This window comes from Sulfurovum sp. (assembly GCF_041562805.1).
GTDB lineage: Bacteria > Campylobacterota > Campylobacteria > Campylobacterales > Sulfurovaceae > Sulfurovum.
On record NZ_JBFFOH010000032.1, the window covers coordinates 1 to 21,406 of the forward strand.

22 protein-coding genes are annotated in these 21,406 nt (G+C 36.9%); 6 read left to right on the plus strand and 16 right to left on the minus strand.

Features of this window, described 5'->3' with window-relative positions; genetic code table 11:
- Nucleotides 1-588 (minus strand): 7-cyano-7-deazaguanine synthase QueC (gene queC / locus ABYK33_RS05930; protein WP_373032109.1); only part of this gene is annotated, 588 nt, incomplete at its 3' end.
- Between the two features lie 162 nt (nucleotides 589-750).
- Here queC and ybeY point away from each other — a divergent pair.
- The gene (gene ybeY, locus ABYK33_RS05935) at nucleotides 751-1,191 is read left to right on the plus strand and encodes an rRNA maturation RNase YbeY (protein ID WP_373032110.1); all 441 of its coding nucleotides are present in this window, start codon (nucleotides 751-753) and stop codon (nucleotides 1,189-1,191) included.
- 1 nt (nucleotide 1,192) lies between these two features.
- Nucleotides 1,193-2,125, plus strand: coding sequence for a calcium/sodium antiporter (locus ABYK33_RS05940; RefSeq protein WP_373032111.1), 933 nt, complete (start codon nucleotides 1,193-1,195; stop codon nucleotides 2,123-2,125).
- A 4-nt stretch (nucleotides 2,126-2,129) separates the two neighbouring features.
- Here ABYK33_RS05940 and mrdA read toward each other — a convergent pair whose 3' ends face one another.
- From mrdA to ABYK33_RS05995, 11 genes are all read right to left on the minus strand, one after another.
- Nucleotides 2,130-3,908: a penicillin-binding protein 2 gene (gene mrdA, locus ABYK33_RS05945; RefSeq protein WP_373032113.1), complete on the minus strand. Its 1,779-nt coding sequence runs from the start codon at nucleotides 3,906-3,908 to the stop codon at nucleotides 2,130-2,132.
- A gap of 44 nt (nucleotides 3,909-3,952) precedes the next feature.
- Nucleotides 3,953-4,288 (minus strand): hypothetical protein, encoded by a 336-nt coding sequence (locus ABYK33_RS05950; protein ID WP_373032114.1) that lies wholly within the window; start codon nucleotides 4,286-4,288, stop codon nucleotides 3,953-3,955.
- A gap of 133 nt (nucleotides 4,289-4,421) precedes the next feature.
- Nucleotides 4,422-4,886, minus strand: a complete 465-nt coding sequence (locus ABYK33_RS05955; protein ID WP_373032115.1) for an N-acetyltransferase — start codon at nucleotides 4,884-4,886, stop codon at nucleotides 4,422-4,424.
- Nucleotides 4,883-5,521, minus strand: a complete 639-nt coding sequence (gene yihA / locus ABYK33_RS05960; RefSeq protein WP_373032116.1) for a ribosome biogenesis GTP-binding protein YihA/YsxC — start codon at nucleotides 5,519-5,521, stop codon at nucleotides 4,883-4,885. The genes ABYK33_RS05955 and yihA overlap by 4 nt, the downstream gene beginning before the upstream one ends.
- Nucleotides 5,521-5,982 carry a lipopolysaccharide transport periplasmic protein LptA gene (lptA, locus tag ABYK33_RS05965; protein WP_373032117.1) on the minus strand — a complete coding sequence of 154 codons (462 nt, stop codon included), beginning with the start codon at nucleotides 5,980-5,982 and terminating at the stop codon, nucleotides 5,521-5,523. The genes yihA and lptA overlap by 1 nt, the downstream gene beginning before the upstream one ends.
- 45 nt (nucleotides 5,983-6,027) lie before the next feature.
- The gene (gene lptC / locus ABYK33_RS05970) at nucleotides 6,028-6,540 is read right to left on the minus strand and encodes an LPS export ABC transporter periplasmic protein LptC (protein WP_373032118.1); all 513 of its coding nucleotides are present in this window, start codon (nucleotides 6,538-6,540) and stop codon (nucleotides 6,028-6,030) included.
- On the minus strand, nucleotides 6,531-7,028 hold the full coding sequence (locus ABYK33_RS05975) for a KdsC family phosphatase (RefSeq protein WP_373032119.1): 498 nt from the start codon (nucleotides 7,026-7,028) through the stop codon (nucleotides 6,531-6,533). The genes lptC and ABYK33_RS05975 overlap by 10 nt, the downstream gene beginning before the upstream one ends.
- Nucleotides 7,025-7,597 carry an imidazoleglycerol-phosphate dehydratase HisB gene (gene hisB / locus ABYK33_RS05980; protein ID WP_373032120.1) on the minus strand — a complete coding sequence of 191 codons (573 nt, stop codon included), beginning with the start codon at nucleotides 7,595-7,597 and terminating at the stop codon, nucleotides 7,025-7,027. Before hisB ends, ABYK33_RS05975 begins: the two co-directional genes overlap by 4 nt.
- A 25-nt stretch (nucleotides 7,598-7,622) precedes the next feature.
- The gene (locus tag ABYK33_RS05985; RefSeq protein ID WP_373032121.1) at nucleotides 7,623-8,405 is read right to left on the minus strand and encodes a septal ring lytic transglycosylase RlpA family protein; all 783 of its coding nucleotides are present in this window, start codon (nucleotides 8,403-8,405) and stop codon (nucleotides 7,623-7,625) included.
- A 103-nt stretch (nucleotides 8,406-8,508) separates the two neighbouring features.
- Complete coding sequence (locus ABYK33_RS05990) at nucleotides 8,509-9,540, minus strand: transglycosylase SLT domain-containing protein (RefSeq protein WP_373032122.1); 1,032 nt, start codon at nucleotides 9,538-9,540, stop codon at nucleotides 8,509-8,511.
- A 62-nt stretch (nucleotides 9,541-9,602) separates the two neighbouring features.
- Nucleotides 9,603-10,388 (minus strand): TatD family hydrolase, encoded by a 786-nt coding sequence (locus ABYK33_RS05995; protein WP_373032123.1) that lies wholly within the window; start codon nucleotides 10,386-10,388, stop codon nucleotides 9,603-9,605.
- Between the two features lie 121 nt (nucleotides 10,389-10,509).
- Here ABYK33_RS05995 and ABYK33_RS06000 point away from each other — a divergent pair, with 121 nt between their 5' ends.
- Nucleotides 10,510-11,118: an Hpt domain-containing protein gene (locus ABYK33_RS06000; protein WP_373032125.1), complete on the plus strand. Its 609-nt coding sequence runs from the start codon at nucleotides 10,510-10,512 to the stop codon at nucleotides 11,116-11,118.
- An 85-nt stretch (nucleotides 11,119-11,203) separates the two neighbouring features.
- On the opposite strand, the gene ABYK33_RS06005 is transcribed toward ABYK33_RS06000, so the two are convergent.
- Both ABYK33_RS06005 and ABYK33_RS06010 read right to left on the minus strand, forming a co-directional pair.
- A complete protein-coding gene (locus tag ABYK33_RS06005) occupies nucleotides 11,204-12,733 on the minus strand; it encodes an AAA family ATPase (protein ID WP_373032126.1) in 1,530 nt (509 codons plus the stop codon).
- Entirely contained in the window at nucleotides 12,730-13,602 is an 873-nt protein-coding gene (locus ABYK33_RS06010) for an NAD(+)/NADH kinase (protein ID WP_373032127.1), read from the minus strand. The genes ABYK33_RS06005 and ABYK33_RS06010 overlap by 4 nt, the downstream gene beginning before the upstream one ends.
- Before the next feature lie 156 nt (nucleotides 13,603-13,758).
- On the opposite strand from ABYK33_RS06010, the gene aspS reads away from it, so the two are divergent.
- From aspS to ABYK33_RS06025, 3 genes are all read left to right on the plus strand, one after another.
- Nucleotides 13,759-15,513: an aspartate--tRNA ligase gene (aspS, locus tag ABYK33_RS06015; protein WP_373032128.1), complete on the plus strand. Its 1,755-nt coding sequence runs from the start codon at nucleotides 13,759-13,761 to the stop codon at nucleotides 15,511-15,513.
- A 17-nt stretch (nucleotides 15,514-15,530) separates the two neighbouring features.
- The gene (locus tag ABYK33_RS06020; RefSeq protein ID WP_373032129.1) at nucleotides 15,531-16,121 is read left to right on the plus strand and encodes an adenylate kinase; all 591 of its coding nucleotides are present in this window, start codon (nucleotides 15,531-15,533) and stop codon (nucleotides 16,119-16,121) included.
- A gap of 230 nt (nucleotides 16,122-16,351) precedes the next feature.
- Nucleotides 16,352-17,596, plus strand: a complete 1,245-nt coding sequence (locus ABYK33_RS06025) for an OmpP1/FadL family transporter (protein WP_373032130.1) — start codon at nucleotides 16,352-16,354, stop codon at nucleotides 17,594-17,596.
- Between the two features lie 547 nt (nucleotides 17,597-18,143).
- Here the strand turns inward: ABYK33_RS06025 and ABYK33_RS06030 are convergent.
- Complete coding sequence (locus tag ABYK33_RS06030) at nucleotides 18,144-20,609, minus strand: efflux RND transporter permease subunit (protein ID WP_373032131.1); 2,466 nt, start codon at nucleotides 20,607-20,609, stop codon at nucleotides 18,144-18,146.
- A partial coding sequence (locus tag ABYK33_RS06035; protein ID WP_373032132.1) for an efflux RND transporter permease subunit occupies nucleotides 20,609-21,406 on the minus strand: 798 nt, incomplete at its 5' end. The genes ABYK33_RS06030 and ABYK33_RS06035, both read right to left, overlap by 1 nt.

The window sequence follows — 21,406 nt, forward strand, 5'->3', positions numbered from 1 at the left end:
ACAAGCCATCTCTTCAGATTTATAACAACTCCACGTATCTTTCAATGGTACATCAAGCTCTAAAGACTTTTGCACTATCTGACTTTTCTTCAAAGCCACCAATGGCATCTTTATCTCTAAATTCGTTTCATCTTTTGTACCCAGATTAATGGCTTTTTGCATCTGTTCTATATAACTCTCACGACAGTCAGGATATCCGGAACTGTCTTCCTCTACCACACCGATAAAAAGTGCTTCAGCAGCATGCTTTTCAGCAACTGCAGCAGCGATGGAGAGGAAAATACCATTTCTAAAAGGCACATAGGTAACTGGTACACCTTCTTCTATACCCCCGGTAGGTACATCGATACTCTTATCTGTCAAAGCAGAAGCACCTATCTGTTCAAAAAAAGGCAGGTCGATCTCATACTCTTCACTTGCATCTACTGCTGATGCAACCTTACGGAAACATTCAAGTTCTTTCTCCTGTGTACGCTGCCCATAGTTAAAATGCAAAGCGATAATTTCATAGCCATCCACTTGTGCGATCTTAGCACTCAATGCACTGTCCATACCCCCGGAAATAATACATACAGCTCGTTTTGACATACTCTTCTCCTTTTCACTAAGAAAAGCCCCGTGAAAATTGACCGAAGGGAATGCCCTTGGTGCCTCTCTCTAAAGCCTCACTTAATAGTACGGTGTATATCATTTTAATATCACCATACTATTTTTACTGCCATTTTACCAATATTTGGGTAAACTTCGAGCATGATAGATTTAGATAATCAAACAACATTGGCAGTCGACATAGAGGCACTTGAGAAGATAGCTCAAACTCTTTCTACCCAAGAAGTAGAACTTATCATCACAGATGATGCAACAATGCAAGAGCTCAATGCTGAGCACAGAGGTAAGGACAGTACGACAGATGTACTCTCCTTCCCTATAGAGGCTCCTTTTACTGAGCAGCCTATCTTTGGCATGCCCTTAGGGTCTATCATCATAGCTGAGTCATTTGTAAAAGAAAAAGCAGCAGATTTTGGACACACTATTCAAGATGAACTCTCACTGTTATTCATCCATGGTATGCTTCACCTACTGGGCTTTGACCATGAGAATGATGATGGTGAAATGAGAGCAAGAGAAAAAGAACTCATAGAACAGTTTGATCTACCAAAAAGTTTAATCGTAAGAACAGAGGAGTATTAATTTGAGTTTTGTTATTTTTGTTATCGCCATGGGCGTGTTGATCTGGGGTGCTGACCTACTTATAAACCAAAGTGAGCGCATCGCTTTAAAGTTTAACATACCAGAGTTTATCATCGGTGCGACACTCATCGCCCTTGGTACCTCCTTACCTGAGATGGCAGCAAGTATTGCTGCCAGTTTAAGTAATAAACCCGATATAGCTGTAGCCAATGTGATAGGAAGTAATGTACTCAATATTACTCTTGTATTGGCAACTGTTTTCCTTATTGCAACGAAGATCAATCCAAGCAGAGATTTCTTTGCAAAAGACAGTACATGGGCACTGGTACCTGTACTGGTATTTATTTTAATGATAATTGATGGTATGATATCCAGATTTGATGCCGCACTTTTAATGCTTTTAATGGGTGCGTATCTGGTATTTCTTCTTCAAGATGCAAAGAACATTCCTGAAGAAGATCTGGAAGATCTGGATATAGGTAGTTTCTCTTGGGCTAAAACCATTCCTATTCTTTTAGCTGGGTTTGTTTTAGTCATTATTGGTGCACATTTCACTGTAGAAAGCGCTTCTGACATTGCGAAGAGCTTTGGTATTTCAGAGTGGATCATAGGTATTATCATGATCTCGTTGGGTACATCATTACCGGAACTGGTTGTAAGTATTTCTGCAGCGGTTAAAGGTAAAGTTGATATGGCTATAGGAAACATCATTGGATCTAATATGGCAAACACTACCATAGTACTTGGGGCAGCAGCTTTCACAAATCCTATGAGTATCGATGCGCCAACATATATCTTTGACATTGCTACAATGCTCGTAGCAACCCTGATTCTTGTTTTCATCACAGCGAACAAACTCTATACAAAATCAGCCGGTATCAGCCTCATCATTATTTTAGGACTCTTCTTAAATAATACTTTACAAAATATGTAAAGTATTATTTGGAACTATTATTATCTACTTTATCCTCAACCATTTCTGTCTCAGAAAAGTATCCTTTTTTGAAAAGCCATTTATAAATATCTGCCGCAATAGGGCCTGCAGTACTACCACCATGTCCTCCATGTTCTACCAATACAGTAACGATGTATTTGGGATCTTCATACGGAGCATATGTAGTGATCCAAGCGTGTGAACGATGGTAATAGGCCAACTCTTCTTCTTTTAAACGTTTTTGCGTTGATTGAGGGATAGAAGTCACTTGTGAAGTACCTGTTTTACCGGCAACGACAATAGGTAGTTTACCCATCGCTTTATATGCCGTACCACTCTTTACATTACACACGTCATACATCCCTTTTCTGATCTCGCTTAAATAGTATGCATCAAAATCCAAAGACTTCATTTCAGATCTCATCACTTTACCATCTACCTCTCTTGCAATATACGGAGTGGCAAGCTTCGAAGTTGCCATTAGCCCTGTATAGCGTGCGACCTGTAGAGGCGTGGTCAAGTCATATCCCTGACCAATGGATGAGATAACCGTTTCGCCCATATACCATGGTTGTTTGTAACGTTTCATCTTCCATGCTTTATCTGGCATGACACCTGCGTACTCACGTGGCAGGTCAACACCGGTTTTTACACCTAAACCAAAAGTACGAAGATGTTTTGCCATTGCATCGATCCCTACTTTTAAACTCTTATTGTAAAAATAGACATCACAACTTTCACGTATGGCTTTTCTCAATTCCACTTTACCATGTCCCCATCTTGACCAACATCTAAATTTGTGTTTACTTGTACCAAGTGTGATATGCCCGTTACAATATTCCGGAGTACCAAGTGAGTTAGGCAAAGCTTTAGAATATGCCAAAGCCATCCCCATTTTTATAGTAGAACCAGGAGGATATGTTCCATGTATGAATTTATTTGTAAAAGGATGTGCAAGATCATCCTGCAAGGCTTTCCAGTCTTTAGTGCTGATACCTCCCACAAAAAGATTGGGGTCATATGAAGGGTAACTGACTGCGGATAACACTTCACCATTGGTACGCATGACAACTGCTACACCGGTATGATCTCCAAAACGTTCATAGATCATTTTCTGCAGCTCTATATCTATGTTGAGACGTATATTTTTATTGTCTTTGGGAAGTTCTTTTTCAAGTACTTCTATGGCTTTGTTCGTTGCAGTTACTTTACTGACCTCATAGCCTAGTTCACCTTCTAGTACTTTATTATAATGACGTTCTAAGCCACTCTTTCCTATTTTACCTACTTCATTGACCACAGGGTCTTTTTCATTTTCTTTTTTATTGGATCTTCCTGTATATCCAACGATATGTGCTGCATACTTTCCATAAGGGTAATAGCGTTTTGTTTCTGCTTCTATTTTAATATTTTCTACTAAACTCAACTTGGGGTATGCACCCATCATATCTGAGTAATGTATAAAATCAACGACCTTGATATACTTATGATTATAAGGAGAATTGTATTTTTTATAGACTTTTAACATCACCGTTTTGTTGAGATCAGGAAATGTTTCAACCAGTATATCGATGACATTTTCCAGATGATGGTTCTTAACCTTTAAGTGTGGAGCAATGGAGAGTGAAAAACCTATCTGGTTCATGGCCAGTAGATTTCCATGAACATCGGTTATCTCCCCTCTTACAGGTTTGATAAATTGTTTTCTTTCTATATTGTCTTTTGCCAATCCTTCATAGTAAAAATTGGATTTGATACTGACATGATAAAGTCGTGTTATCATGACACCCCAAAAAATGAGGAAAACCAATATGATAAACTTATATCTCATAAGATCACCACAACTAACATATCTACGATAAGGGTATAGAGTAAAATATCATCTAAAATAATACTCTGTGTCTGAAAAATAAAATCATAAGTAAACAGGGATCCTAGATACATAATATCTAAAACTACGACACTCAATAGCGGTCTACATATCTGACATTTTCGAAAATGTTTAAAATAGGGGTACACAATGACATAAAACAATAAAGTAGAAATAATGATAAGAAAGACAGGCAAAGAGAGATTAATTTCTAAATTGATCATGTATACGATAGCAAGTAAAATAAAAGGTGATTTTCCTCTCTCTAAACCCTGCACTAACATATAACCCATGGCCCCTATAAGTAGAGGTAAAAAAACATAAATAGAGATGAGCATAGGATAAAAAAAGATAAATATCCCAGTAAATAACCAAAAAAACAGGCCATGTTGAGCTTTGGTTACATGATCCATATGAATACTCAGATTAAGCTAATTTGTAGACTAAAGCTACTTCATTACAAATAGGAAAATGGATACACTTAATACAATCAGCCCAAATTTTATGTTCAGGTATCACCTCTTTGTTGATCTCTTTAAAGTTTAGGTTGAGAAAGAACTGTGGCAGATAAGTTAAAACAAGTACATCTTCTTCTACACCTATATTTTTGGCTTCATCCAATGTGAACTGCACCATTCTTTGACCTACTCTTTGTCCACGATAGGCTTCATCAACAATGAGACTTCTAATCTCTGCTAATCTTCTTGAATGTACATGTAAAGCTGTGTATCCAACCAGTTTATCTCCATCTTTTGCTAAGACATAAGAGCGTATATTTGTTGCAACTTCATCTTCTGTACGGTTAAGAATAATTCCATCCTTCACTTCAGAAACAACCAGTGCCTGCATCGCAGGAATATCACTTAGTTTTGCTTTGACTAGTTCGATCACCCTTCTTCCCCATTTTCTATTTTAGGTTCATCATCTACACCAAAAATCGTTTGCAGTATTACTTGGTGAACTCGGTCATGACCATTCTTTTTCAAATTAGAGAGAGTAATAGATCCGGGAAATTCTCTTTTAAGCTTTGCTCTCTCTTTTTGATTGAGCTTATCTATCTTTGTAAATACTGTCAAATATTTCTGATCAGGACGAATGAATTCAGAGATATACGTTTCAACATCATCATCTATTTTCGCATGTGGATGACGTGCATCACGCAGATGGATAAACAAACGTATAGAGACACGATGCTGTATAAATTCTACAAGGTTCTTCTGCCAAACTTCTTTCAATGATTTAGAGACTTTAGCATATCCGAATCCCGGTAGATCTACAAAACGTACAGGGTAACTCTGTTCGTTATAAAGGTATCTCGTTTGAAAAAAATTGATCAGTTGTGTTTTCCCTGGTGTAGCTGAACTTTTTGCCAAGTTCTTTCTTTGTGTTAAGGAATTCAGTGTTGAACTTTTACCTACATTTGAACGTCCTAAAAAAACCACTTCACTCATATCTTCAGGTAACGAATCAGCGATACTCTGTGCTGACTTGATAAACTCCGCTTCTACTACACGAGGTATACTCACTATTTATCCTTCATATCAAAAATAAACTTCACCGGCTTTTTACTGCTACCTTTAACATCTACACTCCCCGTAGACATGTTAAGCATGATCTCATCACCATCTACATGACTTTTCTTGACCAGATCATCTATAACTGCTTTTCCTTTTAGGACATAAAGTGATTCAAGAATATTATATATTACTTTATCCGCACTCCCTTTAAAATGATTCTCATCTTTTTTAAACTCAAAAGATACAGATCCAATAGCTTCATATTTACTTGTTTCATTATTTTCACCAAAGTAAACGATTACTCTCTCAGCATGTAGCCAATCAGTACCTTTAATTATTTTCGCATCACCTATAAAATGTACTTCTTTTTTTAACTCTTCTGCCTCCATAGATGTAGAGGTGATTTCTACCTTTTCTGCAAAAAGTGTTTGTGTAAGCATGAGTAAAAGTATAATTTTAAAAAAATTCAATATAACCCCTTTATAAGCTATTTAATGAAACATTGTACCATGATATTACTTGTCTGGCGTATAAAATACGGTACCGACAGTTGTACCTGTAGCCTTTTTCTTACGTGTATCATACTCCATACTTTCACCCTGAATAATGTTTGGACCTCTCACACCGGTAAAAGGTGATGTGATATTTAAAATTTCAGTTTTTTTATTATAAATGGCATGTTGAGTTTCATACTTATAACCACCTCTTTCCTGCACAACAACATCCCCATCCAAGTGGAGGAACTCATCTTTAAGTCTAGCTTTATTCGCAGAAAGAGACTCTATAGTATCACCTAGATATACGATGTTATCTAATGTCAAAACACCTTGGTCTCTAACGCCATGCGTTGTATATGCCCGACTTTTCATGTTGCTTGTGTCTACTTCTATCAAAGTTGTATTTGTAAATTTTACTTCTTTAGTCAGTACCTTAGTTGGTACAGGTACATTACGTAATTTTAGCATTAGGGATCCTGCTATGATCCCAATAATAGCAATGATCAGTATAAATTCTAATTTTATGCCCATAGCTCCAGATACTTCTCTTCAAGTCCTTCTTTTACTATAAGATGTTCTATCATCTCACGTACTGCTCCGTCTCCACCTCTTTTAGTAAGTATTACAGTGGCAATTTTATCTACATAGGCACTTGAATCTCTTGGTACAAAAGACATTTTAGCTGCTTTAAGCATCTGTAAGTCATTAAGATCATCTCCTATGGCTGCAACATTATCCATAGTCAGGTCCATCTTCTCCAAGAGAGATTCTAATACCTCTTTTTTATTATGTATACCTTGATAAAAGTGTTCTATACGTAACTCTTTGGCACGACGTGCAACAATATCAGAAGATCTTCCTGTAATGATAGCTACATGCCTACCAAGTTTTCTCCAGGATGCTATGGCTAAACCATCTTTGACATTAAAAGACTTGATCTCATCGCCATGTTCACTGTAGGTGATACGACTGTCTGTCATCGTCCCATCTACATCAAGGACAATTAATTTAATACTCACAGTACACCCTTTGTACTTGGTATACCTGCATTTTCATTTACAGTCACCGCTCTACGAAGAGCAACAGCAAGTGCCTTGAATGCTCCTTCAATAATGTGATGTTTGTTTTTACCACGATTATAAATAAGGTGCAGTGTTAAAGGAAGATTAAATGCAAAAGCTTTAAAGAACTCTTCCACAAGCTCCACATCAAAGTCCCCTACTTTACCACCAATAGGAAGTTCAAAAACAAGATAGCCGCGATTTGACAGATCTATGTCACAAGTAACACTTGCTTCATCCATTACCACAGTAGCATTTCCAAAACGTTCTATACTCTGTACAGGATAGATCGCTTTTTTAAGTGCCTGACCTATCACAATACCCACATCTTCAACTGTATGATGGTCATCTATATGGGTATCACCGGTACAAGTTACTTCCATGTCGATATGTGCATGCTTTGTAAATGCTTCAAGCATATGATCATAAAAACCTACACCTGTATTGATACTTGCTTTCCCTGAACCATAAAGGTTAAGTTTAACTGAGATTTGTGTTTCTTTGGTTTCTCTTGTAACTTCTATCATTTTTTTTCCTGTAATTTTCTATTGTTTAATTTCTAACTATGAATGCACCAGCTAAATCATTGTTATCTTTAAAGTCTCTTGCTTCCTGCTCAGATCCAAAGCCCATAAGCCATACTCTATAAAGCGCTGCGCCATCCACATCTGAAAAACGTTTGATGACAGGCTTGTAATTACCATACACGCCTGTATATTTACGTTGATATGTTTGTGCCCCAGCATGACGTCTGAAGGCCCCGACTTGTACGCCAAAATTAGAGAGAACTACGCGCTCTTGTGTATGTTCTCTTTTATTTCTAGCAATGGTAGCATCAGATTGTATTTTTCCTGCAAAACCGACCACTTCAACAGAAACTTTAGCGATACCCATTCTATCAAGCCCTATCTCTTTACCTGCCTTATAACTACAGTCTATGATACGACCTCTTACAAAAGGCCCCCTATCATTAATTCTCACTATAGTACTTTTTCCATTTTGCAAGTTCTTTACTTTTACCATAGTATCCATTGGCCATGTTTTGTGTGCTGCTGTTCTTGCATGCATATCATACACTTCACCATTACTTGTCTGTTTACCATGAAAATTAGGTCCATACCAACTTGAGATCCCATTCATGACCTGTCCAACTTCTACATACGTAGGATGGTATCTTTTACCCAATACCTTATATGAACGCATAGTAGCTTTATGTCTTGCAGCACTAGTATATTTTGTAGCTTTAGCCTCTTTAGGTTCCGGTCCACACCCTGTAAAAAGAGTACATGTCCCCAATACGGCTATCAATAATATAGGGGATACCAGTCTCTTCATAATACCTCTGCAGTTCATTTATATTTAAGCAGATATTATCACTTTATTTGACTTTGTTTTTGCTTGTTATATTCATCTACATAATACTCCACAATAATTACTGTCAAGGCCTATTTAAACATTTTTCAAATACATTTTGAGTGACAGGAATTACCAAAAGCATACCTACTGTCAAAAAGTCATCTGTCAGATGATTGGATGTTTTTATCTCTTCCCTATCTGCTTCATAATATGTTGCAATAGCTTCCAGGGTCTCACCCAAACTTACATTGTGTGAGATCATATGTGATTTATATTCTTTATTCACTTCAGGCACTTCATAACGTAAATAAAAAGCATACATTTTTTCTATGGGAATCGTAATTTTATACATAGCATTATCATGAGGTACAACACCATTTTTCAATCCCCTATTGAGATCCAAAAGCTTTTCTTCTTTTATTTTAAGCAGTGCAGCAATCTCTTTTAATGATGTTCCTGCAAGTACGTCAACCTGAATGAGTGGGTTGTCAAAAATCTCATTTTTATCATTGCTGAACCCCAATGTAAAACTTTCACCTATCATGGCAACAAGAAGGATCTTTTTCATGTACTGACGTGTTTCACGAGGTAAATACTTTAAGTTTCCATCTGTTAATACACTTAGATCATCTGTTCCTGCACGCTTTATAGCTCTGCTGAGACAACCTTCACCACAATTGTATGCTAAGGCTGCCAAATACCATTTACCAAACTGTTTATGAAGTTTATTAAGATAATTTATCGCTGCAGATGTAGCACTGACTGTGTCACATCGTTCATCATAGTTGTTACATACAGTTAGTTTATAGTCTCTTGCAGTCGCAGGCATGAACTGCCATAGACCTACAGCTTTTTTAGGGGAAACAGCATCTGAAGAAAATCCGGATTCCACCATAGAAAGATAGATAAACAGATCACTCACACCATCATCAATTAGAAGCCCCTGCATCATAGGCAATACCTCTTTACCTCGACGCAATGAATGTTTATAAAATGATTTAAGATTTTTTTCCTGCTTTGAAACAAAAGAGATGAAACCCTCATCGTACAAATAAGATTCATCCACATCAAATTCATTGAATACATAGCTATAGCTAGGGTATTTTGTTTCCAATGATAAGGCATACGCAGTACTGATACATAAAACTTGTATAAGTACTACAGATCTGAAATATCTTATAAACCTACGCATTTGAAGCTAAAAAGTCTTTCGGCATTTTGTGTACTCAATTTTTCGATTTCACGTGTACTTAGAGAAGAGAGTTCACTCATCTTATCTGCAACAAATGTAGTATAACTGGGCTCATTTCTTTCTCCACGATGTGGATGAGGCGTCAGATATGGTGCATCCGTTTCTATGAGTAATTTATCTTGAGGAATTTTAGGATATACATTGATCAGTTTTTTGGCATTTTTAAATGTCAGAACACCACCGATCCCATAATAAAAGTTCTTATTAGCCAGTTTGAGTAATGACTCATCTGCATTATAACAGTGCAAAACACCACCCTTCTCACCCGCATGTTCATCCAACAAGGCAAGACAATCCGCACTTGATTCTCTTATATGGACTATCAAAGGTTTTTGTATCTCTTTCGCCCATAGTATCTGGTCTAAAAAAATCTCTTTTTGCAGTTTTTTCTCTTCTTCGATCTCATCTTGTGATTCTGGCAGTCTAAAATAGTCTAATCCGCATTCACCTACAGCAACACATTTAGGATGTTTTACAAACTGTTCCAAATATGATCTGTCATAATTACGGGCATCATAAGGGTGCACACCTACTGAAAAATACACACTATCATATGTTTCAGCTAACTCAACAGCTCGTTGCAATGTCTTTGGATCTGCACCAGGTATAATGAATTTCTCCACGCCTTTTTGCTTGGCATTTTCTAAAACCTGCTCTATATCATCAAAATATCGTTCATCATCTAAATGACAATGTGTATCTACTAACATTCGCACCCTATCCTTTTTTATCCATTATAACAAAAATCTTCTATAGAAGTATATTTATACACCTTAATCTAATCTTGAATAAGTTATAGTTGAGCATAAATTATAATTTAGAGGGGCCGATATGGGTGGAGAAATTATCTTATATGTCTTTATTTTCATTGTCGTTTTACTTATTTTTCTTGAATATAGAAATGAAAAAAAGTATCAACAGGAAAGACGAACAAGACGTAAAGAACCGAATAAAAAAACTGCTCCTTCACCAGCACCTGAAAAAGTCACTCCCAAACCCAAATCCGCTCCCAAACCTCAAGCAAAACCTCAAGCAAAACCTGAACCAAAACCCGAACTAAAACCTGAACCAAAACCTGAAGTAATAAAAGAAACAAAAACACTACCGGAAGCAAATTATCCTAAATTCACACATATACGTCTAGTAGAAATGGGACTTTCCGATGAAGAAGCAAAAGAATTTGTAGCTGAACTCATCCCGCAAATAGAAGAACAATTTCCTCTAATAGAAAAAGCCATGCAGGACCTTGATTTCCATCAGATAGAACGATTGACACACGGTATTAAAGGTTCAGCAACAAACTTGGGGACAGGTGGAGTCTCAGACCTTTTAGTTGATTACAATACCTATGTTAAATCGGGTACGGATATTGACATAGTCAGAGCATATTTTGAACATCTCATACACTATAATGATGAGCTAAAAGTACAATATACCTAGTAAAAAACGATTTTTGGGCTTTGCCAAAAAACCTACGCTAACGCTGAGTTAACTTCAGCAGTTAACTCATGTGACTAATCACATTTTATGCTCTTAATTTTTTAGCAAACTCCATTGCTTCAGCAGTTGGATTTTCTCCAGCAATTATACGTGCTATCTCAGACACACGAGTTGAATCATTTAGTACTTCTACTTTACTATTTTCTCCTGTTTTTGTTACTACGATATGCTGTTGTGCCTTGGCGGAGAGATGCGGCTGGTGTGAGATGGCAAATACTTGATATACACTTGCAAGCTTATATATCATCTCGGCAATAGCAATAGATTCATCTCCACTGACATTTGCATCGATTTCATCCAATATAAGTACACCCTGTTTACTATTATCTGCAGGAATTGTAGTTGCCATCAAGGCCAAACGTACACGGTTAAACTCTCCTCCACTAAGTGTAGATGTTTTAGAACTTCCAAGCATAACATCTAGGCTGTCACTACCGTTATCCGATAAAGAAGTGGAAGAAAACACAAAACTGAGGGCAGGAAGTTTGAGTGTAGTTAGATACTCTGCCAAAGACTTTTCAAGACACTTTGCTTCTTTTTGACGTAACTGAGAAAGTTTTGAAGAAATAATATTTAATTCTGAAAACTCTAAAGCTAAAAAAGACTCTAGCATACTCTTGTCTTTTTCTATATTTTTATATCCGGAAAGTTCTTTCTCCTTGGCTTCTTTATAAACTAAAGCTTCTTCTATACTTCCATAACGATTTTTAAGTGTCGTAAGATCACCAAGGCGATCCAAGACCTCCTCTACATCTACATCTTCAAGTTCATCTGCGAGATTTTCTGTCTCTTCAAAATCAGCACGAAGCTGATTCATTGCATCAGTAAACAGAGACCCGTCTTTCTCTAAAAGTCTATAGACCTCTTCAACACTTCCTTCTAAAGCAAAAATATCTGTAGCATTTAAAAGTGCATCTTTTATCTTATCTATACGGGAGAGTTGTTGCTTAACTTTCAGTAACTCCTCTTCTTCCCTTATTTGGGGGTTTATTGAGGATATTTTTTCTACTTCAAATGTGGCAAATTCTATGAGTTCGGCAAGCTTTGCTTCATCTTCTTTTATCTTTGAAAGTTGGGAAGCTTTTTCTTTATAATTTTTATAACGTTTTTTGTACTCTTTGAACGACATTTTAAATGTTTTATCTTTTGCTATAAGCTGGGTATCGATCATCTCTAACAGTGTTGCTGATTCGAAACCGCCTCTGTCACGCACGGACAGATATTTAACATAAGGTACAAACATTTCAGCCAATGCTTTTTTAGAGATGTTTTGTCCATCTATAAAATAACGAAGTTTCTCTTTTTTCAGTGTTTTGACAGTCATGTCATTTTCAAGTTCATACGCTTCACTTTGCAAGCCCTTAGGTTTAACCAAATTCACTTCACACAGTGCTGCAGCGCCTTGTGTAGCGTATCCGAAGCTGGAAAGTATGGCAGACATCAGTACAGACTTGCCTGCTCCACTTGGCCCAGTTAAAACGACTAGCCCCTTATCAAACTCAAGCTCTACTTCATCAAAAGTAACAAGGTCACGCAGATATAAACGATCTATCAATTTTCATCACCCCATGAGAGCTTTTCTCTCAATACAGAAAAATAATTACGCTCTTTTCTATGAAGTAATTTTGCTCCTCGTTTTGCTCCCATAATGACCAATATATCTTCAGAAGTCATCTCGTAATCATCTTGCCCGTCTATCACGGCAATAATACGTTCTTCAGGTGAAGAGAGTTCAATGGTAAAATCAGCGGGTACTACTAAAGGACGCTGTGTTAAGGAATGTGCCATAATGGGTGTCATGATAAGTGCTTGAGTAAGTGGATACATAACTGGACCACCTGATGCCAGGTTATATGCAGTTGAGCCTGTAGGTGTCGCAATGATCAGTCCATCTCCCTTATAAGTGTTAAATCTCTCTCCATCAATGGATGCATAAATAGTTGCCATTTTAGAAACAACTGGGCGTGTGATCACTACATCATTAAAAGCAAAAAATGGCTCTTTTTTTCCATCTTTTCTTTGTACATAACCTTCGATCATCATACGTTCATCTATACGATATTCATCTTGAATAAGTTGTTCCAAAAAGAGCTCTACATCATCTATAGTCACATCTGCCAGAAAACCCAAAGTACCAGCATTGATCCCTACAACAGGTTTATTATACCCATGAGAACGACGGACCAATGAAAGTAAGGTACCGTCTCCACCAAGTGAAACTAAAAAATCTGCCTCTTTACACATAGCTTCAAACTTTACACCTTTTTCACCTATCATTTTCCCTGAATTTTCGGCAAGAAGTACTGATATACCTCTAGCTTCAAACTCTCCCTTGATCCGCTCAAAAAGTGTTTTTATATCCGGGTCATTAGGTTTTAAAATAAATCCTGCGGTTTTTATCTGTGCTAATTTTTGATTACTCATCTTTTTCCTACTCTATTTAAGTAATATAATTGTTAGAGTAGCATAAATGTACTGTTAGTATTTGAAAATATGTCATATTGCCATATTTTCTCGAGTGAATTTAACCCTAAACTACTTTTTGATATAATCGCGGTAATATAAACATATAGGATAGTCATGAGAACACATTATTGTGCAGAAGTAAATGAAGAACATATCGGACAAGTAGTTACAGTTGCGGGTTGGGTTTCTTCTCGTAGAGACCATGGTGGGCTTATATTTATAGACCTTAGAGATAAAGATGAAGTGATACAATTGGTTTGTGACCCTGCAGATAATGTAGAAGCCCACAAAATAGCTGAAGATGTAAGAGATCAGTATGTACTTGTTGCTACAGGAACTATGCGTGCGCGTGGTGAAGGTCTTGAAAACCCTAAACTTAAAACCGGTAAAGTTGAAATGGTAGTCGACAAACTTGTGATTGAGAACCGTTCTAAGCCTATGCCTTTTGATCTGAATGATGAAAAAGTAAATGAAGAGATCAAACTTAAGTACCGTTACTTAGAACTTAGAACACAAAAGTCTTATGATATCTTCAAGCTTCGTTCAAAAGCTACTATCGCTACACGTAACGCACTTGATGAATTGGACTTCCTTGAAGTTGAAACACCTATCATTACTAAATCTACACCAGAAGGTGCAAGAGATTATCTTGTACCTTCACGTGTACATGGTGGTGAATTTTATGCACTTCCACAGTCTCCACAACTTTTTAAACAGCTTCTTATGGTAGGTGGTTTTGACCGTTACTTCCAGATAGCTAAATGTTTCAGAGATGAAGACTTAAGAGCAGACAGACAACCGGAATTTACGCAAATAGATGTTGAAATGTCTTTCTGTGATCAGGAAGACGTCATAAAAGTCGCCGAGAAACTCATCAGTAATGTATTTTCTGCTTGTGGTTTTGACATTCCTACTACATTTAACCGTATGACTTACTCTGAAGCGATGGAAAACTACGGTTCAGACAAACCCGATATGCGTTATGACTTAGCAATGGTAGATGTAATTGACATTTTTGAAAGATGTGATAATGAGATCTTCTCAAGCATTGCAAAGTCACCTAAGAAAAACCGTATCAAAGCACTCAAAGTACCAAAAGGTGATGAGATCTTTTCAAAACGTCAAATGAAAGGTTTTGAAGAGTATGTACGTAAGTTTGGTGCATCTGGTCTGGGTTACTTCCAGATGAAAGAAGATGGTCTTAAAGGTCCACTTGCAAAATTCTTTACAGAAGAAGACATTCAAGCTATTGTTGACAGATGTGAACTTGAAGTAGGTGATGCCGTATTCTTTGGTGCTGGTGACAAAAAACTAGTATGGGATTATATGGGTCGTTTCCGTATCTATCTTGCAGAGATCATGGATATCATCCCTAAAGATACTTTTGAGTTCTTGTGGGTCATGGACTTCCCTATGTTTGAAGTAGAAGACGGTAGAGTTAAAGCACTACATCATCCGTTTACACAGCCAAAATCATTGGATTATGAAGATATCGAAGAGATAGAATCTATCGCTTATGACATCGTACTTAACGGTACGGAGCTTGGTGGTGGATCGATCCGTATCCATAAAGAAGAGATGCAAGCAGAGATCTTTAAACTTCTTGGTATCGATGAAGAAGAAGCGCAAGAGAAATTTGGTTTCTTACTGGATGCACTCAAGTTTGGTGCACCGCCACATGGTGGTTTTGCACTGGGTCTCGACAGACTCATCATGCTGATGACTGGTTCTTCAAGTATCCGTGAAGTCATCGCATTCCCTAAAACACAAAAAGCACAGTGTCTACTTACCCAAGCACCAAGCCCGGTAGATGCAGAACAACTTAAAGATCTAAGTCTTAGAATTAGACAACAAACGCCAACAGCATAGGAAAAAGGAAAACTATTATGAAAAAACTATTTTTAATCATCGGAGCACCAGGTTCAGGGAAAACAACAGATGCAAGTATCATTGCTGAAAACAACGATAACATCGTACACTATTCAACAGGAGACATGCTTCGTGAAGAAGTAGGAAGTGGTTCTGCATTAGGTCAAGAGATAGAATCTTACATCTCTAAAGGTGCTCTTGTACCACTGGAGATCATCGTTAATACTATCGTATCTGCAATCAACAACGCACCTGTTGATAATGTACTTATCGATGGGTACCCAAGAAGTACGGAACAAATGACTGCATTTGATGCACTTGTTGCAAAAGAAGATAACATTGAACTGACTTCAGTAATAGAAGTAAGAGTATCTGAACAAGTAGCTCGTGACAGAATCTTAGGTCGTCGTGCAGAAGCTGCTCCCGGTGAAGAAAGAAGTGATGACAGTGAAGAAGTATTTAACGATAGAATGAAGATCTATTCTGACCCACTGGCAGAGATTCAAGCATTTTACACTGAGAAAAACTTATTGAAAGTTATTTCTGGGGAAAGAACACTTGAAGAAGTTGTTGCAGATATGGAAGCTTTTGTAAAAAGTAATATCTAAAAACAACACACCCACTATCACAGTGGGTGTACATATATCATTTATTCTTTTTCATCCCCCCACTCCCCCATTAAAATATAACTTAATTTTAATTATCTCATATCCATTACTTATAATAAAAACAAATATTACACAATTAATAAAAAATATAACAAAAATACATAAATATCCTTTAATATTAAATAAAATTTAGGTACTATAAATCTACATTAACTTAAAAAGGACAAGGAATGAACGTTAAAACGACAAGAAATTTAGGGAAATTAATTGCACTGTCACTCATCACTTCAACGATGCTACATGCAACAAACGGAGATAATCTTATCGCTGTTGGTGCTAAAGCAAGAGGTATGGGTGGAGTTGGTATCGCGTTGAGTCATGGTGCAGAATCTGGACTAGTGAATGCGGCACTTATAACAAGTGTTGAAAGTAGTGAAGTTGGATTTGGTGGTACTGTTTTTATGCCAGATATAGAAACAACACTTAATACTACAGCTGATGGTTCACTTACAAGTGATGCTGATATGAATATGATCCCTGAGGTTTCCATTGCACATAAGATCGATGAAAATTGGTATGTAGGTATTGGTATGTGGGGAACTGCAGGTATGGGTACTGACTATGATGATGCAACCTTTAATCCAGCAACTGGTCAAATGGGTAACATGCAAATGGTAACAAACCTTCAACTTATGCAGTTTGGTGTACCTATCGCATATAAAACAGGTGGGTTAAGTCTTGCTGTCACACCTGTGCTTCAGTATGGTAACTTAGATATCAATTATATGGCACCAGAATTTGACACGTCTGGCAATCCAACTGGCGCATTCTATAGTAACGGTGCGGGGTTAGCACAAGATTTTGGTTTTGGATTTAACTTAGGTCTTGCCTATAATTTTGCAGATCAGGGTATGCCTGGCCTTACTTTAGGTGCAATATACAAATCTTCAATAGAAATGGACTATGATAACCAACTGACTATAGCAACAGCACCATTTGGGGTCACTCTTCCTGCCGGAGACACACTCGAACAACCTGAAGAATATGGTGTAGGTATCGCCTATCTAATAGGTCAACACACTTTTGCATTTGACTATAAAAAAATAAAATGGTCAGATGCTGATGGATATAGTGACTTTGGATGGGATGATTCTGATGTCTATGCAGTGGGTTATGCATATACAGAAAACGAATGGACCGTAAGACTTGGTTACAACCATGCAGATTCTGCAGTAGTAGCAGGAATGGACCCAAGACTAAACTTCTTTAACCTTTTAGGTTTCCCTGCAAATGCTGAAGATCACTATACTATTGGTGGTAGTTACGAATTCAGTAAACAATTTTCTCTTGATTTAGCTTATGTATATGCAGATGAAGCAGAAGATACATTTGCTTTAGGCATGATGGGTCTGGATTCTATCACTACAACTCACTCAGAAGACAGTGTTTCTTTTCAATTAGCTTATAAGTTTTAAACACTGTTCCAAATTTAGATAGAGATGCGTTTCAGCATCTCTTCTAACCTCTCCTTTACATTTAATCCTCATTCTTATCATCAATAACACTTAACACATACATCCAACTACTAAAGTATTATTGAAAAAATAACATACACTATATCTAAAAAAACATTTGAAGAGTGTATTCTAGTTTATACGTATGTTATCTATATTATTGAGCTCTTGTAGTGTTCATCAATAAGCAATAAAGCCATTTAAGAGTTATTATTTTACATATTAAATACCAAATGTAGATGCAGCTGTCTTAAGCGTTATAATAAGAGCCCTAGGGTATGTTAAGAAGTGCTTTGGTATCTCTCTTAGTAACTCCATATGTGAAATTAACACTAAGCCGTACTATACTACTGAGATACTACTTGGTCTTATCTTCATAATGATCTATAGGGATGGAGATATATGTATACATCTAACTGATATCATCTATACCAGAAGAATCGGGATAGCATATTATGTGAGGATATATTAACGAGGGAGATACATAGATAAAAGAGTAAGCTAAGGCTTACTCCTCTTTATCATCTTTTTTCTTTTTAGACTTTTTCTCTTTTTTAGAGTCTAATGTATCTTTATTTTCATCTTTTTTCGGTTTGTCTTCTTCTGTTTTATCTTGATCTTTTTTATCGTCTTTTTCCGCTTGTTTCTTTTTGTCCTCTTTTTCCTTCTGTACCTTTGCCAATTCAAGCTTGAAACTTGTACCTTTATCTTCTTTGATCTTCAACGCTTTTTCATATGATTCAATAGCTTTATCTAAGTCTCTTTTCTGAAACTGTTTGTTCCCCATATTATGTAAATTTATGAAATCACGCTCAGCTTTTGCCTTTTCATATGCATTATCTACTTCATCTTCTGTCTTTACATTTAAAAATGACTTAACTTTATCGATCATAGTACTCAATGTCATCTTATTTTTATCATCAGCCTTTGTTTCACTTTTCTTAGTAAGGAATGACTTGACATTATCTATTAATGTAGTACGCCATTTCACATTATTTTCTTCTTCTTTACGCTTAGCTTCTTCATAATGCAATGTATCTTTAGTCTGAACTAAGTTCTCTTCATCATCTTTAACTTCTTTTTTATCAGGAAAAAATGACTTAATATTATCGATCAGAGTACACCATGTAGTCCTATCTGTTTCTTCACACTCATATCCTTCGTACAACAGAGTATCTTCATGGGCTGTATGCTCACGCTTTTTTTCTTTTTTCCCAGGGAAAAGTGACTTAAGGTTATCGGTCAAGATACACCATGTACCTTTTCTTTCACCATCATCAAATTGATGTTCATCTGGCATCAGTGCCCTCGCATTATCCATCAAAACAGGAATGAAGAACAATGATACTAATGTAGCAGCAATACTACCAAAAATGAGTGCAATACCCAATCCACCAAAAATAGGGTCTGTTGCTAACAATAAACTTCCAAGTATAATGGCTATAGCTGTCAGCATGATCGGTTTTGCACGTGTTGCAGTTGCAACTGCTATGGCTTCTTTCTTTTCCATGCCCTCATCTGCGATTAAAGACTTTGAAAAATCTATCAGTAACAAAGAACTTCTTGCACTGATCCCCATAAGTGAGATAAAACCTATCAGGGATGTTGCAGTAAGGAAGAAATGTGTATCGGCTGCATACAATGATATCTTATCTGTAACCCAATGCCCGACAATAACCCCTATGATAGAAAGGAAACTTCCTATAAGAACTATACCACTCAAAGCAAATGATTTATAATATACAACCATGAGTAAAAACATCAATACCAATGCCGCGATAAATGCACCACCCAAGTCTCGGAAAGTATCTAAAGATACTTTCATCTCACCATCCCAACGTATGAGTATTTCATCCCCAGTCTTTTTATCTACCGCAATAAGATCAAACATATAGGTGTTGATCCCCGGTACTTTACTCATATTGTAATCAGTTTTAAGTACCTCTAGCATCTTTTCTCTGGCTTCAAGTAGAGGATACACTTGACTGACCATATCACATTCTGCAGTGATCGTAACCATGTTTTTAAGGTTTTTTCTAAAGATAGTAGGACTGGATTCCGCACTTTTTATCTTAACTACTTCACTTATAGGTACCATCATCCCTTTGTCATTCATAAGCTCTAATGAGACAAGCTTACTGAGCAAAGAAGATTCTGTATCTGCTTCTACTACACGTGTTTCTTCATTGAGCCTTAAAAAAATAGGGATTTGATCCTGCTGATTTTTTGTATTTTTTTCAGCTATCGGCATCCCTTTAAACGCAAGATAGATGATCTGATTGACCTGTTCAACATTAAGTCCACTCAGTATGATCTTTTCCTTATCCGGTACAAGATTATACTTTGTATAAATATCATCCTGCATCACGTCTACATCAACTAACCCTTCTGTATCTTCAAGTATATTTGCGACTTGGGCTGCCATTTTTCGTAATGCATTCGCATCTGGATTATAAAGTTCTACAACGATTGTCGCCAAAGTAGGAGGTCCCGCAGGCATCTCTGTGAACTTTATAGAAGTATGAGGAACAATATCCCCACACTCTTTTTCAATATGAGGACGTAGACGATGTGCCATCATGTAAGTGGCCTCATCACGATCATTTTTGTTTGTAAAATTAAGTACTATCTCTGCCTGGTTTTTCAACCTTTTAAGCGCACTTCCTTTTACTAAACCTGCATAATCAAGAGGTGCACCCTGTCCCAGATATACTTCCATATCTGTGATTTCTCTTTCTTGCTTCAGATAGTTTACGATACATGTCGTAACGGACTGTGTTTCTTGACTCGATGCATTTGTTGCTGTATCAACATAGATAGTCATAGTGTTAGCACTTTTCCCGGGAAGCATACGAGCAAGTACGAGTTTCGTAGGTATCATCATGACTGCAGCACCCATAGAGATGAGAACAATGAGGGTTATGATCCACTTATTACGTTTACTGTTAATGATCTTATATACAATATCTTTCATTAATTCTCTTCCTTAACAGGTTTTGCATGACTTTCAAACTTAATAAATTTACGGGCCAAATATGGTGCGAATACATAAGCCACAAAGAGTGAAATACCAAGCGCTACCGGTACATTTAAAGGAATTGGTTTCATGAATTGCCCCATCATACCACCTACAAACCCCATAGGTATCATCGTAAGCATAATAGCAATAGTCGCAATGTTTGTTGAAGGGCCTATTTCATCAGTTGCCTGTATGATGATATCATCAAATTCAAGCTCTTCAGACTCTTTAAGGTGCAGTCTTCTATGTATATTTTCAATCACAATGATCGCATCATCAACTATCAGTCCCAAACTTAAAAGGAATGCGAACAACGTAATACGATTGATCGTCTGGTCAGTCATCAATGCGATGAAAAGTGTGGTCGCAAGTATCATCGGTACAGCAATAGTCACAACCAGTGATTCCCTCCAACCAAGAAAAGGCACAAGGATCAAAGCGATAATAAGTATAGTGATCTCCAAGTGATGCACAAGTTCATTTACCGCTTCATTTGCTCTTGTACCATAATTACGAGTTACGATAAAGCCAACACCATTATTTAATAACTTTTCTTTAGACTTTTGGATCTCTTCTATGGCACTCTCTGCTATTTTGACGGCATTCGTTCCTTTTAGTTTTGCGATGGTCATAGTGATCTGATCACCAGCATCATGGAAAAGAGGTGGACCATTTTTTACTTTTTCATCAGCATCTTCTTTACCTACCATGTTTTCCTGGTAAGTAATACTCGCTGAGTCAAAATTTTGGAT

Excerpts from the sequence above, each read along its gene's own strand:
- lptC (WP_373032118.1), bottom strand. The coding sequence starts at position 6,540 with ATGGGCATAAAATTAGAATTTATACTGATCATTGCTATTATTGGGATC.
- ABYK33_RS06020 (WP_373032129.1), top strand. The coding sequence starts at position 15,531 with ATGAAAAAACTATTTTTAATCATCGGAGCACCAGGTTCAGGGAAAACA.
- ABYK33_RS06010 (WP_373032127.1), bottom strand. The coding sequence starts at position 13,602 with ATGAGTAATCAAAAATTAGCACAGATAAAAACCGCAGGATTTATTTTA.
- ABYK33_RS06030 (WP_373032131.1), bottom strand. The coding sequence starts at position 20,609 with ATGAAAGATATTGTATATAAGATCATTAACAGTAAACGTAATAAGTGG.
- ybeY (WP_373032110.1), top strand. The coding sequence starts at position 751 with ATGATAGATTTAGATAATCAAACAACATTGGCAGTCGACATAGAGGCA.
- aspS (WP_373032128.1), top strand. The coding sequence starts at position 13,759 with ATGAGAACACATTATTGTGCAGAAGTAAATGAAGAACATATCGGACAA.
- ABYK33_RS06000 (WP_373032125.1), top strand. The coding sequence starts at position 10,510 with ATGGGTGGAGAAATTATCTTATATGTCTTTATTTTCATTGTCGTTTTA.
- hisB (WP_373032120.1), bottom strand. The coding sequence starts at position 7,597 with ATGATAGAAGTTACAAGAGAAACCAAAGAAACACAAATCTCAGTTAAA.
- ABYK33_RS05950 (WP_373032114.1), bottom strand. The coding sequence starts at position 4,288 with ATGGGTTATATGTTAGTGCAGGGTTTAGAGAGAGGAAAATCACCTTTT.
- ABYK33_RS06025 (WP_373032130.1), top strand. The coding sequence starts at position 16,352 with ATGAACGTTAAAACGACAAGAAATTTAGGGAAATTAATTGCACTGTCA.
- mrdA (WP_373032113.1), bottom strand. The coding sequence starts at position 3,908 with ATGATAACACGACTTTATCATGTCAGTATCAAATCCAATTTTTACTAT.
- ABYK33_RS05995 (WP_373032123.1), bottom strand. The coding sequence starts at position 10,388 with ATGTTAGTAGATACACATTGTCATTTAGATGATGAACGATATTTTGAT.
- ABYK33_RS05985 (WP_373032121.1), bottom strand. The coding sequence starts at position 8,405 with ATGAAGAGACTGGTATCCCCTATATTATTGATAGCCGTATTGGGGACA.